This window comes from Parvibium lacunae (assembly GCF_003335215.1).
Lineage (GTDB): Bacteria > Pseudomonadota > Gammaproteobacteria > Burkholderiales > Burkholderiaceae_D > Parvibium > Parvibium lacunae.
Genome location: NZ_QPGB01000003.1, coordinates 249402 through 266948, shown reverse-complemented (window position 1 = coordinate 266948; position 17547 = coordinate 249402). Strand labels below are relative to the sequence as shown.

Here is a 17547-nt window from a genome sequence, read left to right as displayed (position 1 = left end):
TTGGTGGCGAATCTCGCCAAAATTCCCCAATGCCTGCATGCTAAAATAAAGATAGCGCTTGTATTTCAGGCTTTCGCATGCATATATGCCCCAACAGCAACGCAGGCTATGGTTTGCGGGGCTATCCGATTCAACCCGATTCGTACCCTTAATGGGTCTCTAGCATGATCAATCAATTACTTAAAAAAATCTTCGGCAGTCGTAATGAGCGCTTGTTGCGCCAGTATCAGAAGACAGTAGACAAAATTAATGCCTTAGAACCAACTTTACAGCAACTGGATGATGCAGCGCTGCAAGCAAAAACGGCTGAGTTTCGCCAGCGCTATGCCGCAGGAGAATCGTTAGACCAGTTACTGCCCGAAGCGTTTGCGGTAGTGCGTGAGGCGAGCCGGCGGGTTATGGGCATGCGGCACTTTGATGTACAGCTGATTGGCGGGATGGTATTGCATCACGGCAAAATTGCGGAAATGCGTACGGGTGAGGGCAAAACACTCACGGCAACGCTGGCGGTGTACTTAAATGCGATTCCGGCAACGGGCGTGCATGTGGTGACTGTGAATGATTACTTGGCTGCGCGTGATGCTGAGTGGATGGGTAAGCTCTATAGTTTTCTAGGGTTATCGGTCGGGGTTATTCTGAGCCAGCAACCGAATGAAGAGAAAAAAGCCGCGTATGCCGCAGATATTACCTACGGTACCAACAATGAGTTTGGTTTCGATTATCTGCGTGACAACATGGAGCATCAAGTTGGCGATCGACGTCAGCGGCAACTGATTTATGCGATTGTGGATGAGGTTGATTCCATCCTGATTGATGAAGCTCGTACCCCATTGATTATTTCAGGCCCCGCTGAAGACCATACCGAACTTTACGTCAAGATGAATGCGGTACCGCCTTTGTTGACGCCGCAAACCAGTGAACCCAAGCCGACAGAACCAGAACCACCGGGTGATTATTGGGTGGATGAAAAAGGGCATCAGGTTCATATTTCAGAAGCTGGCCATGAAAAAGCGGAACAGATTCTGGCTAACCTCGGGTTACTGCCGGATGGTGCCAGTCTTTATGATCCGCAAAATATTTTGTTGTTCCATCACTTGAATGCCGCCCTGCGAGCACACACCCTGTTCCACAAAGACACGCACTACGTCGTGCAAGCTGGTGAAGTCATTATCGTTGATGAATTTACGGGCCGCTTGATGCCAGGTCGTCGCTGGTCTGATGGCTTGCATCAGGCGATTGAAGCGAAGGAAGGCGCGAAAATTCAGGCTGAGAACCAAACCTTGGCATCCATCACGTTCCAGAACTATTTTCGCATGTATGGCAAATTGGCAGGTATGACGGGGACTGCGGATACCGAAGCTTATGAGTTTCAAGAAATTTATGGTTTGGAGACGGTGGTCATTCCAACGCATAAGCCAATCCGTCGCCAAGATCGGCAAGATCAAGTTTACAAGTCAGCGCGAGAAAAATATCAGGCCATTATTCAAGACATGAAAGCCTGTTTTGAGCGTGGTCAACCTGTACTGGTCGGGACGACCTCGATTGAACAATCTGAATTGTTGTCGGGGATGTTGCGTGAGCTTAATTTGCCGCATGAGGTATTGAACGCGAAACAGCATGCCCGTGAAGCACAAATTGTGGCGGAAGCCGGGCGGCCAAAACGCATTACGATTGCGACCAATATGGCAGGCCGGGGAACCGACATTGTGTTGGGCGGCAACCTGGAAAAGCAATGCGCGTTTGTCCAAGCTGATCCCAATTTGATTGATGAGCAAAAAGCCAGCAAGATTGAAACCTTACGGAATGAGTGGCAGAGCTTACATGATCAAGTGATTGCAGCGGGCGGCTTGCATATTATCGGCAGTGAACGTCATGAATCGCGCCGGATTGACAATCAATTACGGGGTCGGGCTGGGCGTCAAGGCGATCCTGGTTCGTCGCGATTCTATTTATCGATGGAAGATCAATTGCTGCGTATCTTCGCCGGTGACCGGGTACGTGCCATCATGGAACGCTTGAAACTACCCGATGGCGAACCCATTGAGGCAGGCATGGTAACGCGTTCCATTGAGTCCGCACAGCGTAAAGTAGAAGCACGGAACTTTGATATCCGTAAGCAGTTATTGGAATACGATGATGTGGCGAATGATCAGCGTAAGGTGATCTATTCCCAGCGTAACGAAATTTTAGAGTCGGAGAATGTCCGCGAGATGATCCATCATTTGCGCGATGGCGTCTTTACCGTCCTTTTCCGGACGTATGTTCCCGCTGAGAGCATGGAAGAGCAATGGGATTTAGCCGCACTCGAAAATATATTGCGCACAGAATGGCAACTTGAAGTGCCGCTGACCGCAAGCCTTACTGACGAAGCGAATTTAGACGACGATAACCTGCTGGCATTGGTCTTGACAGCCGCTAAGGAAGCCTATGCAGCTAAAGTGACTCAGGCTGGTGAAGCCTTCACCAGCTTTGAGCGTGCGTTGTTGCTCAATACTCTTGACAATCATTGGCGTGAGCATCTCTCGGCATTAGATCACCTTCGTCAAGGGATTCACCTGCGTGGTTATGCCCAGAAAAATCCGAAGCAAGAATACAAGCGTGAAGCCTTTGAGCTTTTTGCCAATATGCTGGAAGCGATTAAGACCGATGTCATCCGTATCATCATGACGATTCGGATTCAACATGCTGAACAGCTGGAGCAAGCGGAAGAACAGATGGAGGAGCGTGCGGCTCAGAGTCGCGAGCAAGCCCAATACCAGCATGCCGACGCCGATGGTGAGGCCACACCTGCTGCGGCTGAACCTAAAAATCAGCCAGTGCGGAATGTGGTGCCGAAAGTTGGCCGGAACGATCCTTGTCCTTGTGGCAGCGGGAAGAAATACAAGAATTGTCACGGCGCTTTAGCTTAAACTCGTCTGGCGCTACAAACAGAAAAGCCACTCAGCGAGTGGCTTTTCTGTTTGTAGATTCGTTACAATCAAATAATTGTTTTTATGTTCATTAGGATACGTGATGGCTGTGAATCTGCTTCCCCCCAACCCCGCTGAATTGGTTTCTGTGCCAGGCATTAAAGTAGGTAGTGCGCCAGCTGGCATTAAAAAGTGGACGCGCGATGATGTGCTTTTGATTGAGTTAGCGCCTGGTAGTCGCGCCGCGGGCGTGTTTACACAAAATGCCTTTGCGGCTGCGCCGGTGCAAGTCTGTCGCCAACATTTGCAGGCCGGGAATAGCATTCGTGCCTTGGTTGTGAATGCTGGGAATGCGAATTGCGGTACCGGGGCTCAGGGTTTACAGGCCGCGCAGGCAAGCTGCCGTGCGGTGGCCGAGTTAATGGGGTGTAAGGCGCAGGAGGTGCTGCCCTTTTCTACGGGCGTGATTCTGGAACACTTGCCCGTTGAAAAGATCGTCGCTGCCTTACCCGTGGCGCAGGCTAATTTGAGCGATACCCCGCAAGCCTGGGCGAATGCCGCGGCGGCGATTATGACCACGGATACGATTGCCAAAGCGCGCTCAACACAGCTGGTCGTGGACGGGGTAACGGTGAGTGTGACGGGCATTGCTAAAGGGGTGGGGATGCTGGAGCCGAACATGGCCACCATGCTGGCGTATTTGGCGACAGACGCTAATATCTCTGCGGCGCTATTGCCGCAGTTAGTCAAAGAAGTCGCCGATGCCTCATTCAATCGCGTGACCGTGGATGGCGATACTTCTACCAATGATTCGTTTGTATTGATAACGAGTGCCCAAGCCGCACACCCTGAAATTAATGTAACGACTGACCCACGTTATGCGGCACTGAAAGCCGCCTTGACTGATGTGGCCGCAGATTTGGCGCAGCGGATCGCGCGGGATGGCGAAGGGGCGACCAAGTTTTTGACGATACAGGTCACGGGCGCTGCCTCCGTAGAAGAGGCTCATCAGGTCGGCAAAGGCATTGCCAATTCGCCTTTAGTGAAAACTGCTTTGTTCGCGAGTGATCCGAACTTAGGCCGTGTGCTCATGGCGGTAGGGAATGCCTTGCCGAGTTTAGACACCCAAAAAACCAATGTGTGGTTTGGTGATGTGCTGGTGGTGGAGAATGGCGGGCGTGCCGCCAGCTACACCGAGGCCGATGGGCAACGCGTATTGGCCCCAGCCGAAATTAGTATGCGTGTGGATTTGGGGCGCGGCACTGAACACACCACCGTTTGGACCTGTGACTTTTCCTATGATTACGTGAAGATTAACGCGGAATATCGTACCTAATCTGAATAGCGGTGAGGATATGACCACTGAAATCACGCACCAGTCCAATGAGAGATTAGCAGCAGCGCTTGAGCAGCTCTTAGCCTTGGTTGCCCCACCTGCCACGGCGATTGATTGGCAAACGATCCCTGCGGCACGCTGGCGTATGCGTACCGCGAGCCTCTTAAGCGCTAGCAATGGGTATCTGCAAGCGATTCCACAGGTCGCGCCGATTCGCTTGGCGGATATTCAGCATGTGGATACGCAGAAGATGCGCTTGGTTGGCAATACGGCCCAATTTGTTGCGGGCAAGCCAGCGAATAATATCTTGCTGACCGGCGCCAAGGGCACGGGCAAATCGTCGCTAATCAAAGCGTGTTTGAATGAGTTTTTCGTGCAAGGTTTACGGGTGATCGAAGTTGATAAAACTGACTTGGTGTGTTTGCCCGATATCGTCGAGCAAATCGCGGCACAGCCCTATCGCTTTATTTTATTTTGCGACGACCTCTCTTTTGATGAAGGTGATTCTGGCTACAAAGCGCTGAAAACGGTTCTGGATGGCGCGCTCGCCGCCCCGGCTGAGAATGTGTTGGTGTATGCCACGAGTAACCGCCGGCATCTCCTGCCGGAGTACTTTCACGAAAACAAAACCTACACCCATACCGACGATGGCGAGATTCACCCGGGGGAAGTAGTGGAAGAAAAAATTTCTCTCTCTGAGCGTTTTGGTTTGTGGATTTCGTTTCAACCTTTCCGGCAAGACGATTATCTGAATATCGTCGCGCACTGGCTAGTGCAATTAGGCTGCGCTACGGATGAAATAGAACGGGCGCGGGCCGATGCTTTGCGCTTCGCGATAGAGCGCGGTTCGCGTTCAGGTCGCGTCGCGTATCAGTTCGCCAAAGATTGGGCTGGGAAGGTGTAGCGCGAATGGTGATCGAATGTATGTCGTGATCTTTAGAGCCAAAACTAAGGCCCTTGATGCGGAGTACAGCGCGACAGCCAGCGTATTGCGCCAACTCGCCTTGGAACAGTTCCACTGCGTGGAATTTATCGCCGTGACCGAAGGTGAGCAAGAGATTGCACTGTCGTACTGGCATAAGCTAGAAGATATTCAAGCATGGAAAGCCCACGGCACGCATGTATTAGCCCAGCAGCGTGGCCGTACCGATTGGTATGAAACCTATCAAGTCCAAATCGCTGAGATCCAGCGGGAATATCGCTTTCCATGACTGACGTCATGAGTAAGACCATGATTAACATTAAGGACGTCGCGGTGGCGATTGTGTTTAATCAGCAGGGGCAATTCCTGTTAGGACAACGCCCAGAAGGCAAACCGTATGCAGGATACTGGGAGTTCCCCGGCGGCAAATTGGAAGCGGGCGAATCGGTCTGGCAGGCTCTTTGCCGCGAACTGGATGAAGAGCTAGGGATTCAACCGCAAACAGGTACTCCCTGGGTGACACGTGTGTATACCTATCCCCATGCCACTGTGCGTCTGCACTTCTGGCGCGTCACTGCTTTTGCGGGGGAGCCCCGAGGGCGGGAAGGCCAGGCGTTTACCTGGACCTGCATGCAACCTACCGCGGTGGATGCGTTTGCTGGATTGCCGCAGCCACTGTTACCTGCCAGCTTACCGGTATTGCGTTGGTTGGCTTTGCCGCGCTATGTGGTCTTATCGCATGCGGCAGCCTGGGGCGTGCAGCCCTTTTTACAAGCGTGTGAAGCCCGTTTTCAACAAACTGCCTGCCCGTGGTTATTGCTGCGCGAGCCGGCGCTGGCTGAAGCTGATTTATTTGAGCTGTATGACGGATTGCGCGCTTTGTGTGAGGCTTACCAAGTGCCGCTGAGTGTCAGCAGTCGTCACGTCAATTTACTTGCTACTAGGCAAGTTAACTCTCCTTTGCATTACACCGCGCGGGATGTGGCCGCACTCGGTGCAGAATTAACACCGCGCACCGATGCCGATGCAATGTGCATCTGGCGCGGCGCCTCTTGCCATACGGCGGCTGAGTTGGCGCAATTGGCGGATTGGGATGTGGATTATGCATTTTTAGGGAATGTTCAAGCGACGGCGAGCCATCCCGGTCAGACCGGCATGGGATGGGCGACTTGGCAAACGGAGGTAACTGGCTGTCCCGTACCCACGTATGCGATTGGCGGGATGACTTTAGGCGATCTGCCGCAAGCACTGGCGGCAGGGGGGCAGGGCGTGGCATTACAACGGGGCTACTGGGAAGCGTAGTCCGCTAGCGTTGTTATTTCTCGCCATATCCCTAGCCAGTCAGGGTAATATCCACCGCAGTATAGTGAATTGCCAAATTGACATAGGGAGACACGATGAGCATCACGACGATGGTAGTGTTAGGGGCCTTAATTGCATTAGTCTTATGGCTGGTTTCGGCTTACAACGGTCTGGTAGCGGCACGCAACCGTTATAAAAATGCCTTCATGCAGATTGATGTACAACTGAAACGCCGTTATGACTTAATTCCCAATCTGGTTGAAACTGCCAAAGCTTACATGCAACATGAGCGCGACACCCTCGAAGCCGTGGTAAAGGCGCGCAATCAGGCGGTGACAGTGAACCAAACCGCTGCCAGTAATCCGGCTAATTCAACGGCTATCCAAGCGCTGGGCCAAGCTGAAATGGCATTAGGGGGTGCGCTGTCACGCTTTATGGCGCTGGCGGAAGCCTATCCAGAATTGAAAGCCAATGACAACATGATGCAGCTCACGGAAGAGTTGAGCAGCACGGAAAATCGGATTGCGTTTGCCCGGCAAGCGTATAACGATGAAGTCATGAGCTACAACACCGCGCGCGAATCATTTCCTACCAATCTCATCGCCAATCGTTACGGCTTTGCGCCGGCGGAGTTACTGCAAGCGACTGAATCTGCGGTGGAGAAGGCAGCGGTGAAAGTCTCTTTCAGCAAGTAATCGCTCAAGCTAAATCACCATGCAGTTTTTTGTCGAGCAAGCCCAGGCGCGTCGGCGTTCACGTCGCTTACTATGGCTGTTCGCCTTGCTTGTATTGTTTATTGTTGTGGTTGTTAATATTATCGCCACCTATGTTTGGATCTGGGTGGCGCAGGATCGGGTGGTCCCGCATTATTTTTATTTCACGAATACGGCGATTATTGTTTTATTAATTGTTGGTGGGGCTTGGATAGAAATTCAAAATCTACGGGCGGGAGGCACACGTGTTGCAGAAATGGCAGGAGGGCGGCGGATCCAGCCCAATACCCGTGATCAGCGTGAACGTCGCTTATTAAACGTGGTGGAAGAAATGGCCCTCGCCGCCGGGGTAGTTATGCCTGCGGTGTACGTGCTAGAACACAGCGATGGGATTAATGCCTTTGCCGCCGGTCATGATAGGCAGGATGTCGCGCTTGCCGTTACCCAAGGGGCAATGCAGCGCTTGACGCGCGATGAGTTACAGGGCGTTATTGCGCATGAATTTAGCCATATTCTCAATGGTGACATGGCCCTCAACATCCGGCTGCTCGGTCTGGTATTTGGCTTGCAAATGGTCGCTGATTTTGGTCACTGGTTACTCAACCATACGCCTCGGCGTCAGTATGGAGAGCGTAATCATGGCTTTGCCCTGATTTGGTTCGCAGCCGGCATGACCTTGTTGTTGTTGGGATACTTGGGCGAGTGGTGTGGCCGTTTGCTGCGTGCATCGCTATCCCGACAGCGCGAGTATTTAGCCGATGCCTCTGCTGTCCAATTTACTCGCCAGGTTGAGGGTATCGGCGGCGCACTCCGAAAAATCGGCGGCTTGGGCCGCCAGATCAATCCGCGCAATGCAGAGGCCGGTTCCTTCGTCATCCATCCTAGCAGTGACAGACTGTCGCATTTTTATCTTGGCCCTGTTAATCAAGCTGCCGTCAATCGTTGGCTTGCCACGCACCCCCCTTTGGCACGACGGTTGGAAAAACTATACGGGCGCAGCGTGACTTACTTGGCTGCGACCATCATCAATGATGGTATAGGCGCAACTGCTGATCTGCCACCGCTCTCTTATCAGGTGACCAACTTTAGTGATGCGCGCCGGATTCATGAGACCTTGAACCCAGTGGCCGGGCTCATTCAATCCTCTCCGGAAGTCCCCGATTTTGCAGCCCAAATTGGCCAGCCAGGCCCAGCGCAACAGCGCTTTGCTCAGCGGATGTTGGCAACAGATCAAGCCGATCAGGCAAGCACTGTGTCGCTGCCGTTAATCCTTAAAGCCGCACACGAACCTTACACCGCACGAGCGCTGGTCTATGCCATGCTGTGGGCCGAGCAGGGGGAGGTCCGTGATCAACAAGCGCTGGATGTCGCTGTTAGCCTAGCACCGCCGGCGCGCAGCGAGATCGAGCGCTATCGAGACATGTTGAATACCTACCCGGCCAGTTTGCGTCTACCCTTGCTAGATGTCTGTACACCCGCATTGCGTTTAATGGCAAAACAATATCTAGAGAGCTTCTTGCAGACTGTGCAACGGGTGATTGAGGCTGATCAACGCTTATCACTCACGGAGTTTATGTTCCAAACTCTATTGCAGCAGCGTTTGGCGGCATCACCACAATTAGGTCCAAACAAACGCTACGCAAGTTATGCGTCACTGCAATCTGAGATTGCCTGTGTGTTGCATTTGCTGGCGTACGTGGCTGCTCCAGGGCGATCCACGCGCAACGTCCCACACAATCAGGCCATTTGTCAGCAAGCGGTTCATCAAGGGTTGGCGGTGTTGGCGTTAAAGCCGATTGCGATAGACAGCGGCGGTGGTATTGCTTATCCCCAAATCAGCGCGTCGATACAGCGAATTCGGCAATTAGCCCCTTTGCGCAAACCCGCTTTCTTACAAGCTTGTGTAGAAACTGCGTTAGTGGCCAGCTCGCCGTATCAGCATCAGCGCCAACTCACGATGGTTGCAGCCGAGTTTTTACGAACCCTCTGCGCGGCGATTGATACCCCCCTGCCGCCGCAAGTGAGCATACAATTTGCAGAAGCCGACGCCTTGTGCCGTTAGTTCACGGTATTGGCACAGGCTAATGGGCCTGTGATGAAGACTGGCCCCATTCATCGACACTGACAGCGTTTTCATCCAGCGGTGCGCCCGCAACACGATAACGCTCGTCAGCCCAAGCGCCCAGATCAATTTGCTTACAGCGTTCAGAACAAAATGGGCGGTAGCGGTTACGGGTATCCCAATCGTGGGTTTGATGGCAAGTAGGGCACTTGACTTTCATGACGAACAACGCCCTAAAAATTACACAGCGTTAAATCAAATGGAACATCTTGTTCTGCTGGTTTGGGCTTGAGATCCCCATCTTGAGTGGTGAATCGTACCCATAGCATGTATTTATTGGCGCTCATTTCAGGAATGAAACGAGGGTCGGCAATCCGTACCTGCATCATTTGGTATTGCTTGCCGCCCAACATCTGTTGAAAGCTACCTTGCTGGGCGATTTGGTGACTGCGGTGGCCGCTTTCGCGCAATAAGCGCAGGACGATCTGAATTGAATCAAACAACGGCTGCATCGGGCCAACCCAGCGTTCAATGTCCTGGCGGCGAATGTCATGAGACTGTTGCAGCCAAGCATGATAAGACGGCAGATCAAATTCGCATGCGCCACCTGGAATAATGGTTCGACTGCGAACGCTCATGAGCCATTCATTATCACGTAGATATTGCCCGGTTTTACCTTGGCTCTGGCTCAAGCCTTGTGCTGCCTGTTCGATGTTAGTGAGGATCTCTTCAAGAACGCGCTCTTCAATTTGTGGGTTGTTGCGGAAGGCAGCCAACACTTGACGCTGACGCTCAAGCTCTTGTAGTAAATCTGATTTGAGATCGGCGCGCCCAACAATATCAAGCATCTCGAATAACGTGACCAGCGCCGTATGATGTTGCAGCGCGTTTTCCTGGGCTAAGAAGAACGAGAACTTGTCCCATAAATCTTCCAGCCGTAACAGGGTTCTAACCCGCTCGTTAAAAGGATATTCGTAGAGTATGGCGCTCACAATGCCTAATGATTAACTGAGTGTTCGTGAAAATGGTATAACCCTGAACAATACCAGATTTAAATCCTGGCGCGCTATCAGCCAACAAAAAAACTAGCGCCTGCTGCCTACAATCTGTGATGGTTTTGTGGTGTGCGGTTCAGGTAGAGTTGGTGCAGTGCATCAACCTGCTGCTGGAGAGCAGCGAAGTCGCCTATATTAACAATCACATCATTCGCAATACTGAGTCGATCAATACGCTTCGCTTGTTGCCGCAAAATCTGCTCAACGGCCTCCCGTGTCAGCTGGCTGCGCTGCATAACTCGATGAATTTGCGTTTCCTCATCACAATCAATCACCAGAATGCGATCTAGATTTTCTTGCCAGTCTGGGTGTTCATAGAGTAAGGGAATGACCCAGATTTGATAAGGTGCCGCAGCGGATTCCTGCGCTTGTTGCCAACAGGCAGCACGGATAAGCGGATGCAAGATCGCTTCAAGTGTCCTTTTCGCTACGTGATCTTGAAAGATACGTTCGCGCATGCGTTGCCTATCGAGGCTGCCATTTGTTGTTAAGTAATCCGTACCGAAGTGTTGACGTATGGCGGGGATGGCTAATCCCCCTGAGGTCGTGAGTTGATGTGCGATTTGATCGCTATCGATAATCGTTGCCCCAAGATGAGCAAAATAATGAGCCGCCGCACTTTTTCCGCTGCCAATGCCCCCTGTCATGCCTATTCGAAGTGGGGTGTTCATCGAATCTCAGACAGGCGAGAAAACACTTAGAATGTACTGCAGTGTTGGCCCAAAAAACAGTTGCAATAGACCTGCACACGCTAGAAAAGGCCCAAAGGGGATTGGGTGATCACGCCCCTGTCGGTGCAATAGCAGCCAGAGTGAGCCGATAATTGCGCCACTGATCGACGAAAGCAAAATGATCGCGGGAAGTGCTTGCCAGCCAAACCAAGCCCCCAGCGCCGCCAGCAGTTTGAAATCGCCATAGCCCATTCCTTCTTTGCCGGTGACGAGTTTAAATACCCAATACACAGACCACAGGCTGAGATAGCCAATCGCCGCGCCATACACCGCTGCTTGAAGCGAGCAAAACCCGATGGTTGCGAGCCCAGCGTTGAACAATAGACCGAGCCACAGAAGAGGGAGAGTCAGACTGTCTGGCAGTAGTTGCGTATCGAAATCAATGCAAGCCAAAACCAGTAAGACCCAAGCAAAAACGCTGGCGAACAAGGCTTGCCAGCTCAGACCAAAAATGTGCAAGCAAGCCAACGCGAGTAAGGCACTGATCAGCTCGATCGCAGGATAGCGCCAACTTAATGGCGTTTTGCAGGCACGACAGCGGCCCCGTAGCCACAAAAAGCTCACGATAGGAATGTTTTCCCAGGCACCAATCATGTGCCCGCAGGTCCCACAGCGCGAGCGAGGAACCGCGAGATTGAAAGGAGGGGTGTCTGGGCTCGGCTCGCCGCGCAGTTCCGCGCAGTCACGGGCCCAGGCTTGCTGCATCATGACGGGGAGACGGTAGATGACTACATTCAGAAAACTGCCTATTAGCAGACTGAATAAGACCACTACCCCATACGCGAGGAGTGGATAGGATGACAACACCGCAAAAAGATCAGCCAACGACCGCTCCCAATTTGAAGATCGGTAAGTACATCGCAACAATCAAGCCACCAATGATGACCCCCAGCACAACCATGATAATTGGCTCCATGAGGCTCGACAGCGACTTAACCATTTCATCCACTTCTTCTTCATAAAAGTCAGCCACGCGGGATAGCATGCCATCCAGCGCCCCAGATTCTTCACCAATTGCCGTCATTTGTGTCACCATCGGCGGAAAGACATTGGTTTGCTGCATGGCGACTGTTAAGCTCGTTCCGGTGCTGACTTCACTCTGAATTTGCCGGGTTGCTTCCGCATAAACGGCATTGCCTGACGCCCCCCCCACCGAATCAAGGGCTTCTACCAGTGGTACCCCTGCTGCAAACATCGTTGACATGGTTCGTGTCCAGCGGGCAATGACGCCTTTGCGAACCAGATCACCAAAAACTGGAATATTCAGTAGCAGCCGGTCCATTTTTGCCTGTAGTGCAGTCGAGCGCCTCAGCGCTTGTATAAAGAAATAGAACGCAAAGAAGATACTGCCGAAAACAAGATACCAATAGTCAACAAAGAAATCAGAAATAGCCATCACAAAGAGGGTTGGCGCGGGTAAGTCTGCACCGAAGCTTTCGAATACTTTCTTAAAGGCCGGGACGACGAACAGCATAATCACGGCGGTCACGATAAAAGCGACGACCAACACAGCTGTGGGATACATCAAGGCCCCTTTGATTTTTTTCTTCACTGCTTGGGTTTTTTCTTTTTGTTGGGCGATGCGATCCATCAGTTGATCTAGAATACCTGCTTGCTCACCGGCTGCCACCAAATTGCAAAAGAGTTGGTCGAAGTAAAGCGGATATTTTCGAAAGGCCGCGCTGAGTGATGTTCCGGTTTCAACGTCATTACGAATGTCATTCAGCAATTTACCCACCGAAGGATTGGCATGGCCCTTGGCTACAATATCAAACGCTTGTAGCAGTGGAACGCCAGACTTGATCATTGTTGCTAGCTGACGAGAAAAGACGGTAATGTCTTTATCGGTAATTTTTTTACCCCCGCTTTTGGTCAGCTTTTTGACTTTGGTAACGAGAATCCCTTGCCGCCGCAAGGTTGCAGAGACGGCGCTCGTACCGGTAGAGCGAACCTCCCCTTTCACTTGCTTGCCAGAGCGGTCTTTACCTTCCCACGCAAACAAATATTGTTTGACGTCCTTTTCTGCTTTGGTGGCCATGGTTTCCTCCTAGTTATTCATTGGTGCAGCCAAGCACTTCTTCAATTGACGTCAAGCCTTGTTTGACTTTCATCAGGCCAGCCCGACGCAAGCTGTTGACCCCATCCTTTTCAGCTTGCTCGGCAATCTGTATGGCATTTCCCTGATTCAAAATGATTTTTTGCATGGTTTCGGTAATCGGCATTACTTGATAGATCCCGACCCGCCCTTTGTAGCCACTGCCCCCACAACGTTCACAACCAACTGGCTTATAGGGTGTCCAGCTCCCGTCTAAGTCTTCTTCGCGGAATCCCGCTTCAAGCAAGGCTGTGTCTGACATAGGCAGGGGTTGTTTACAGCTACATAGCCGTCGAGCCAGACGCTGCGCGGTAATCAATAAAATACTAGAAGCGATATTGAAAGGGGCGACCCCCATATTCATTAGGCGCGTAATTGTACTGGGCGCATCGTTGGTATGCAGCGTAGAAAAGACCATGTGACCGGTTTGTGCTGCTTTGATTGAAATGTCAGCGGTTTCGAGATCGCGTATCTCCCCCACCATGATGACATCTGGATCCTGACGCAGAAAAGACTTGAGCGCTGCCGCGAAAGTTAAACCCGCCTTATCATTTACGTTGACCTGATTAATGCCGGGTAAGTTAATCTCTGCCGGGTCCTCTGCAGTCGAAATATTCACGCCAGGTTGATTCAAGATATTCAAACAGGTGTAGAGCGAGACGGTTTTACCGCTACCCGTCGGCCCAGTCACTAAGACCATGCCATAGGGACGCTGTATGGTCTCCATCAGCACGGTTTTTTGTTCAGGATCATAGCCAAGCGCATCAATACCTAACTTGGCACTAGACGGATCAAGAATCCGCATCACGATTTTTTCACCAAACAATGTGGGTAAGCTACTGACCCGAAAATCAATCGCGCGGGTGGCAGATACGGCCAATTTCATTCGACCATCTTGTGGGATGCGTTTTTCAGCAATATCCATGCGAGAGATGACTTTGATGCGGGAGGCCAGTTTTTCCTTAATTGCTAAGGGTGGTTGAGCGACTTCCCGCAGCTGCCCGTCTACACGGAATCGAATCCGGTAAAACTTTTCATAAGGCTCAAAATGTAAATCTGAGGCACCTTGATTGATAGCATCGAACAGGATCTTTTGCAAAAACTTGACGACGGGTGCGTCATCAACATCGGCATCTTGATCGAGGGCGGCAGTATCGTGTTGCGTTTGCTCTTCTAGGTCTCCAAGGTCGAAATCATCGCCAATCAGTGTATTAAGGGAGCCTTCGGTGCTTTGGGTGAGGGTGCCGATGAGTTGTAGTAATTTGTCGTGTTCGACCACGACGAGATCCACAGCCAATTGAGTCTGAAATTTGATTTGCTCACTAATCTGCTGATTAGTCGGGTCAGAGACTCCAACGGCGAGTCGGTTACCCCGCTTGTTCAATGCGACTGCGCGCAGATTTTTTGATAATTTGCTGTCGAGTATCCCACTCGGGAGCGCTTCAATGCTAACGGCAGATAAGTCCAGTAAAGCGTAGCCAAAGGTATCGGCACAAAAACGGGCGACTTGGCGGGGACTGAGTGCGCCATTGCTAAGTAATTCATCAATGAAGGCGCTTTTATTCGCATTCGCCTTTTTGAATAAATCATCCGCAAGATCCGCCCGCAGTGCATTACCTTGCACGAGCGCACGGGCTAATCCGGACAGAACCAAGGTGCTAGCGGGTGCTTGACTGGCGGCAGAAGGAGAGACAGCCATAACTTAGAAAGAATAAGAGCAAGACAAGAGTGAATAATGCATTCCAGCTTGTGCCTTGTAAAGTTAGTTCGCTGTTCTAGCGCTATCGAACGCGCTTTTACCAACAGTTCAGTTCGCCAAATGGCGTGCTTTCAGCTTTGCTATTCGCGCGGTTTTCACGGCATTTTGCTGCACTTGCAGGATTTCAATCACGTGGTCCCCTAGCTTGAAGCTGACACCATGCTCTGGAATTTCTTGTAACCATTCAAGAATCAAGCCATTCAAGGTTTTCGGTCCATTGAGCGCTAAATTCAGGTGAAGACGACGATTGAGCTCCCGCAAGGGAATGCTGCCTTCGACAATCACGCTATCGGTGCTATCCCACATGGTCTCTGCATGTTGGCTGGTGGGCATACTGGTTGTAAACTCACCAATAATTTGTTCCAAAATATCCTCTAAGGTAATCAAACCGAGGACTTCGCCATACTCATCCACTACCAGACCCAGGCGCTGCTTGTTTTCCTGGAAATATTGAAGTTGTTGAAACAGGGGGGTGCCTGATGGAATGTAGTACGGATCACTGAGTAGTTCACGCAGCCCAGTCAAATCAAAATCAGGGTCTGCCAGCTGGCCAAGTAAGCGCCGGACATGGAGAATCCCGATGGTGTTATGAATGTCTTCCTCAAACACGGGTAGCTTATTGTGATAGCAAGTTGCCAGTTGATCGCGCACACTTTGCATGCCTTCATGGGTGTTCGCACCAATATTGAGCCCCTCGATTTGTGCGCGTGGGGTCATCACATCATCGACCGCAATTTGCTCTAATTCAAATAAATTCACCAGAATGCTGTGATGTTTTTTGGGAATGAAGGCGCTGGATTCGAGGACGACTGTCCGTAACTCTTCCATGCTGAGGGATTGCTGTGTTTCTTGCGCAGGCTTTAGACGAAGGAGTTGTAGCAGGCGACCGACAAATAAATTGACGAACCAAAATGCCGGATAGAGTAATTTAAGAATCGGTACGAGCAGATAACTGGCCGGCAGCGCGATTTTTTCTGGGAAACGCGCGCCTATCACTTTCGGGGTGATTTCACTGAAGACAATAATTGCGAACGCAATTACCGCGGTGGCAATGGTCAGGGCGATTTCATCATTGCCATAAATCGCAATGGTGAGTGCAGTGATTAGGGTGGTTGCGGCTGTATTGAGCAAGTTATTGCCCAATAAGACGGTTCCTAGTAACCGGTCAGTTTGTTCCAGCAGACCTGCTGTTACTTTGGCCGCACGCGAGCCTTGCTTCACCAAATGTTTGAGTCGATAGCGATTCAGCGCCATCAGGCTGGTTTCTGCAATCGAAAAAAAGCCAGAAAATATCAAAAGAAAAACCAAAATACTGATTTGTGCCCAGAGAGGGAGATTTTCCATGATGATCGTTTCGGTGTTGGGATACGCTAACTGACTAGGGCTATGTCAACAATAAAGGTTCTATGCTTATCCGCGAGCTGTCCTGCTCACGTCAGGGTTAGGGCTAACTGAGGCGTGCTAGTGAATAATCACAGAGTGATTGCAGGCTACTCTGCCAAGGGCTGGCTGGCAAGCTGTCGAGCCAAGTTCGCGCCAAGCGGATTTCATCTGTCGCCGCTGCCTGGGTGTAGGCCAGCGCGCCGCTGCGCTGCACTGCGCTGAGAATGGTGTCAAACTCACTGCTGCCACCGTTTAGAATGGCGCTACGAACTAGGTTCACTAGCGCTGGCTCACCGTGTTGCAAAAGATAAATGAGTGGCAGCGTGGGCTTTCCTTCGCGCAAATCGTCTCCAACATTTTTACCGATTTGTTCCACTGCGCCTGAGTAATCCAAGACGTCATCAATGAGTTGGAATGCTGTGCCGATTCGGCGCCCAAACTCGGCACATTGCGCAATCTGATCTATGGGGAGGCCATTCAAGATGCCAGCAATTTCAGCAGCAGCCTCAAATAACCGCGCTGTTTTGAAGCGGATAACTTGAAAATAACGCGCCTCTGTTACATCAGGGTCATTGCAGTTCAGGAGCTGTAAAACCTCACCTTCTGCAATTGTATTAGTAGCATCGGCCAAGATTCGCATGACTGCCATGTCGTCACACGCCACCATCATTTGGAAGGCACGTGAGTAAAGGAAGTCGCCAACTAGAACGGAGGCAGCATTACCAAATAAGGCATTTGCGGTTGCTCGGCCGCGACGTAGGGCGGATTCATCGACCACATCATCATGCAGCAGCGTTGCAGTATGAATAAACTCGATTACCGCCGCAAGTGTATGTAATTTGGGTGTGTCGTGCTGTTCTTGGGCTGGCTGGTAGCCGAGTGCCTGTGCCAGCAATAGCAGTAAGGCAGGGCGTAAACGCTTCCCCCCCGCGCTGATAATATAATCGCCAACTTGGCTAATTAAAGGTATTTCCGAGAGTAGGCGCTTACGTATGACCTCGTCAACCGCCGCCATGTCGGGTGCAATTGCTGCAAAAATAGCCGTCGCAGAGGGAGCGGTAAAGGAATCAGAGTTAGGCGCGTTCACTGAAATTAAGTCAAGTTGAAGGAGCCCCCCGCCAGTTAGGCTTGGGCATGCTCTTATCAAGTATCAAATGTCGCCTATTATAGCCTGTTGTTCTTTACTCGCTTGCTTCCACCGAAGGGATTGACTAGGTCAGGTTTGACAGTGTCCGGCTATTTTCTTATAATACTAAGTTCTGGTTTTAGTCTGGGCTAGC

15 protein-coding genes are annotated in these 17547 nt (G+C 51.3%); 7 read left to right on the top strand and 8 right to left on the bottom strand.

Features of this window, described 5'->3' with window-relative positions; genetic code table 11:
* Positions 1–164: 164 nt before the first annotated feature.
* The 7 genes from secA to DU000_RS08865 all read left to right on the top strand — a co-directional run bounded on the left by secA (position 165) and on the right by DU000_RS08865 (position 9244).
* On the top strand, positions 165–2909 hold the full coding sequence (gene secA, locus DU000_RS08895; protein ID WP_192878466.1) for a preprotein translocase subunit SecA: 2745 nt from the start codon (positions 165–167) through the stop codon (positions 2907–2909).
* Between the two features lie 103 nt (positions 2910–3012).
* Complete coding sequence (gene argJ, locus DU000_RS08890) at positions 3013–4245, top strand: bifunctional glutamate N-acetyltransferase/amino-acid acetyltransferase ArgJ (protein ID WP_114403029.1); 1233 nt, start codon at positions 3013–3015, stop codon at positions 4243–4245.
* Between the two features lie 19 nt (positions 4246–4264).
* Positions 4265–5149: an ATP-binding protein gene (locus DU000_RS08885; protein WP_114403028.1), complete on the top strand. Its 885-nt coding sequence runs from the start codon at positions 4265–4267 to the stop codon at positions 5147–5149.
* A gap of 16 nt (positions 5150–5165) precedes the next feature.
* Positions 5166–5456 (top strand): antibiotic biosynthesis monooxygenase family protein, encoded by a 291-nt coding sequence (locus DU000_RS08880; protein WP_114403027.1) that lies wholly within the window; start codon positions 5166–5168, stop codon positions 5454–5456.
* Positions 5457–5476: 20 nt separating this feature from the next.
* Positions 5477–6469, top strand: a complete 993-nt coding sequence (locus DU000_RS08875; RefSeq protein WP_158529672.1) for a Nudix family hydrolase — start codon at positions 5477–5479, stop codon at positions 6467–6469.
* A gap of 95 nt (positions 6470–6564) precedes the next feature.
* Complete coding sequence (locus tag DU000_RS08870; RefSeq protein WP_114403025.1) at positions 6565–7164, top strand: LemA family protein; 600 nt, start codon at positions 6565–6567, stop codon at positions 7162–7164.
* A 19-nt stretch (positions 7165–7183) separates the two neighbouring features.
* Positions 7184–9244 (top strand): M48 family metallopeptidase, encoded by a 2061-nt coding sequence (locus DU000_RS08865; RefSeq protein ID WP_114403024.1) that lies wholly within the window; start codon positions 7184–7186, stop codon positions 9242–9244.
* Positions 9245–9263: 19 nt separating this feature from the next.
* Here the strand turns inward: DU000_RS08865 and DU000_RS08860 are convergent, their stop codons facing one another.
* From DU000_RS08860 to DU000_RS08825, 8 genes are all read right to left on the bottom strand, one after another.
* On the bottom strand, positions 9264–9464 hold the full coding sequence (locus tag DU000_RS08860; protein ID WP_114403023.1) for a DNA gyrase inhibitor YacG: 201 nt from the start codon (positions 9462–9464) through the stop codon (positions 9264–9266).
* A 13-nt stretch (positions 9465–9477) separates the two neighbouring features.
* Positions 9478–10227, bottom strand: a complete 750-nt coding sequence (gene zapD / locus DU000_RS08855) for a cell division protein ZapD (RefSeq protein ID WP_114403099.1) — start codon at positions 10225–10227, stop codon at positions 9478–9480.
* Positions 10228–10343: 116 nt separating this feature from the next.
* Positions 10344–10970: a dephospho-CoA kinase gene (gene coaE / locus DU000_RS08850; protein ID WP_114403022.1), complete on the bottom strand. Its 627-nt coding sequence runs from the start codon at positions 10968–10970 to the stop codon at positions 10344–10346.
* A 6-nt stretch (positions 10971–10976) separates the two neighbouring features.
* Positions 10977–11855 (bottom strand): prepilin peptidase, encoded by an 879-nt coding sequence (locus DU000_RS08845; protein WP_205074048.1) that lies wholly within the window; start codon positions 11853–11855, stop codon positions 10977–10979.
* Entirely contained in the window at positions 11848–13068 is a 1221-nt protein-coding gene (locus DU000_RS08840; RefSeq protein WP_114403021.1) for a type II secretion system F family protein, read from the bottom strand. The genes DU000_RS08845 and DU000_RS08840 overlap by 8 nt, the downstream gene beginning before the upstream one ends.
* A gap of 13 nt (positions 13069–13081) precedes the next feature.
* Positions 13082–14824 (bottom strand): type IV-A pilus assembly ATPase PilB, encoded by a 1743-nt coding sequence (gene pilB, locus DU000_RS08835; protein ID WP_114403020.1) that lies wholly within the window; start codon positions 14822–14824, stop codon positions 13082–13084.
* A 108-nt stretch (positions 14825–14932) separates the two neighbouring features.
* Positions 14933–16228: an HlyC/CorC family transporter gene (locus DU000_RS08830; RefSeq protein ID WP_114403019.1), complete on the bottom strand. Its 1296-nt coding sequence runs from the start codon at positions 16226–16228 to the stop codon at positions 14933–14935.
* A 103-nt stretch (positions 16229–16331) separates the two neighbouring features.
* Positions 16332–17282 (bottom strand): polyprenyl synthetase family protein, encoded by a 951-nt coding sequence (locus tag DU000_RS08825; protein WP_114403018.1) that lies wholly within the window; start codon positions 17280–17282, stop codon positions 16332–16334.
* Between the last annotated feature and the right edge of the window lie 265 nt (positions 17283–17547).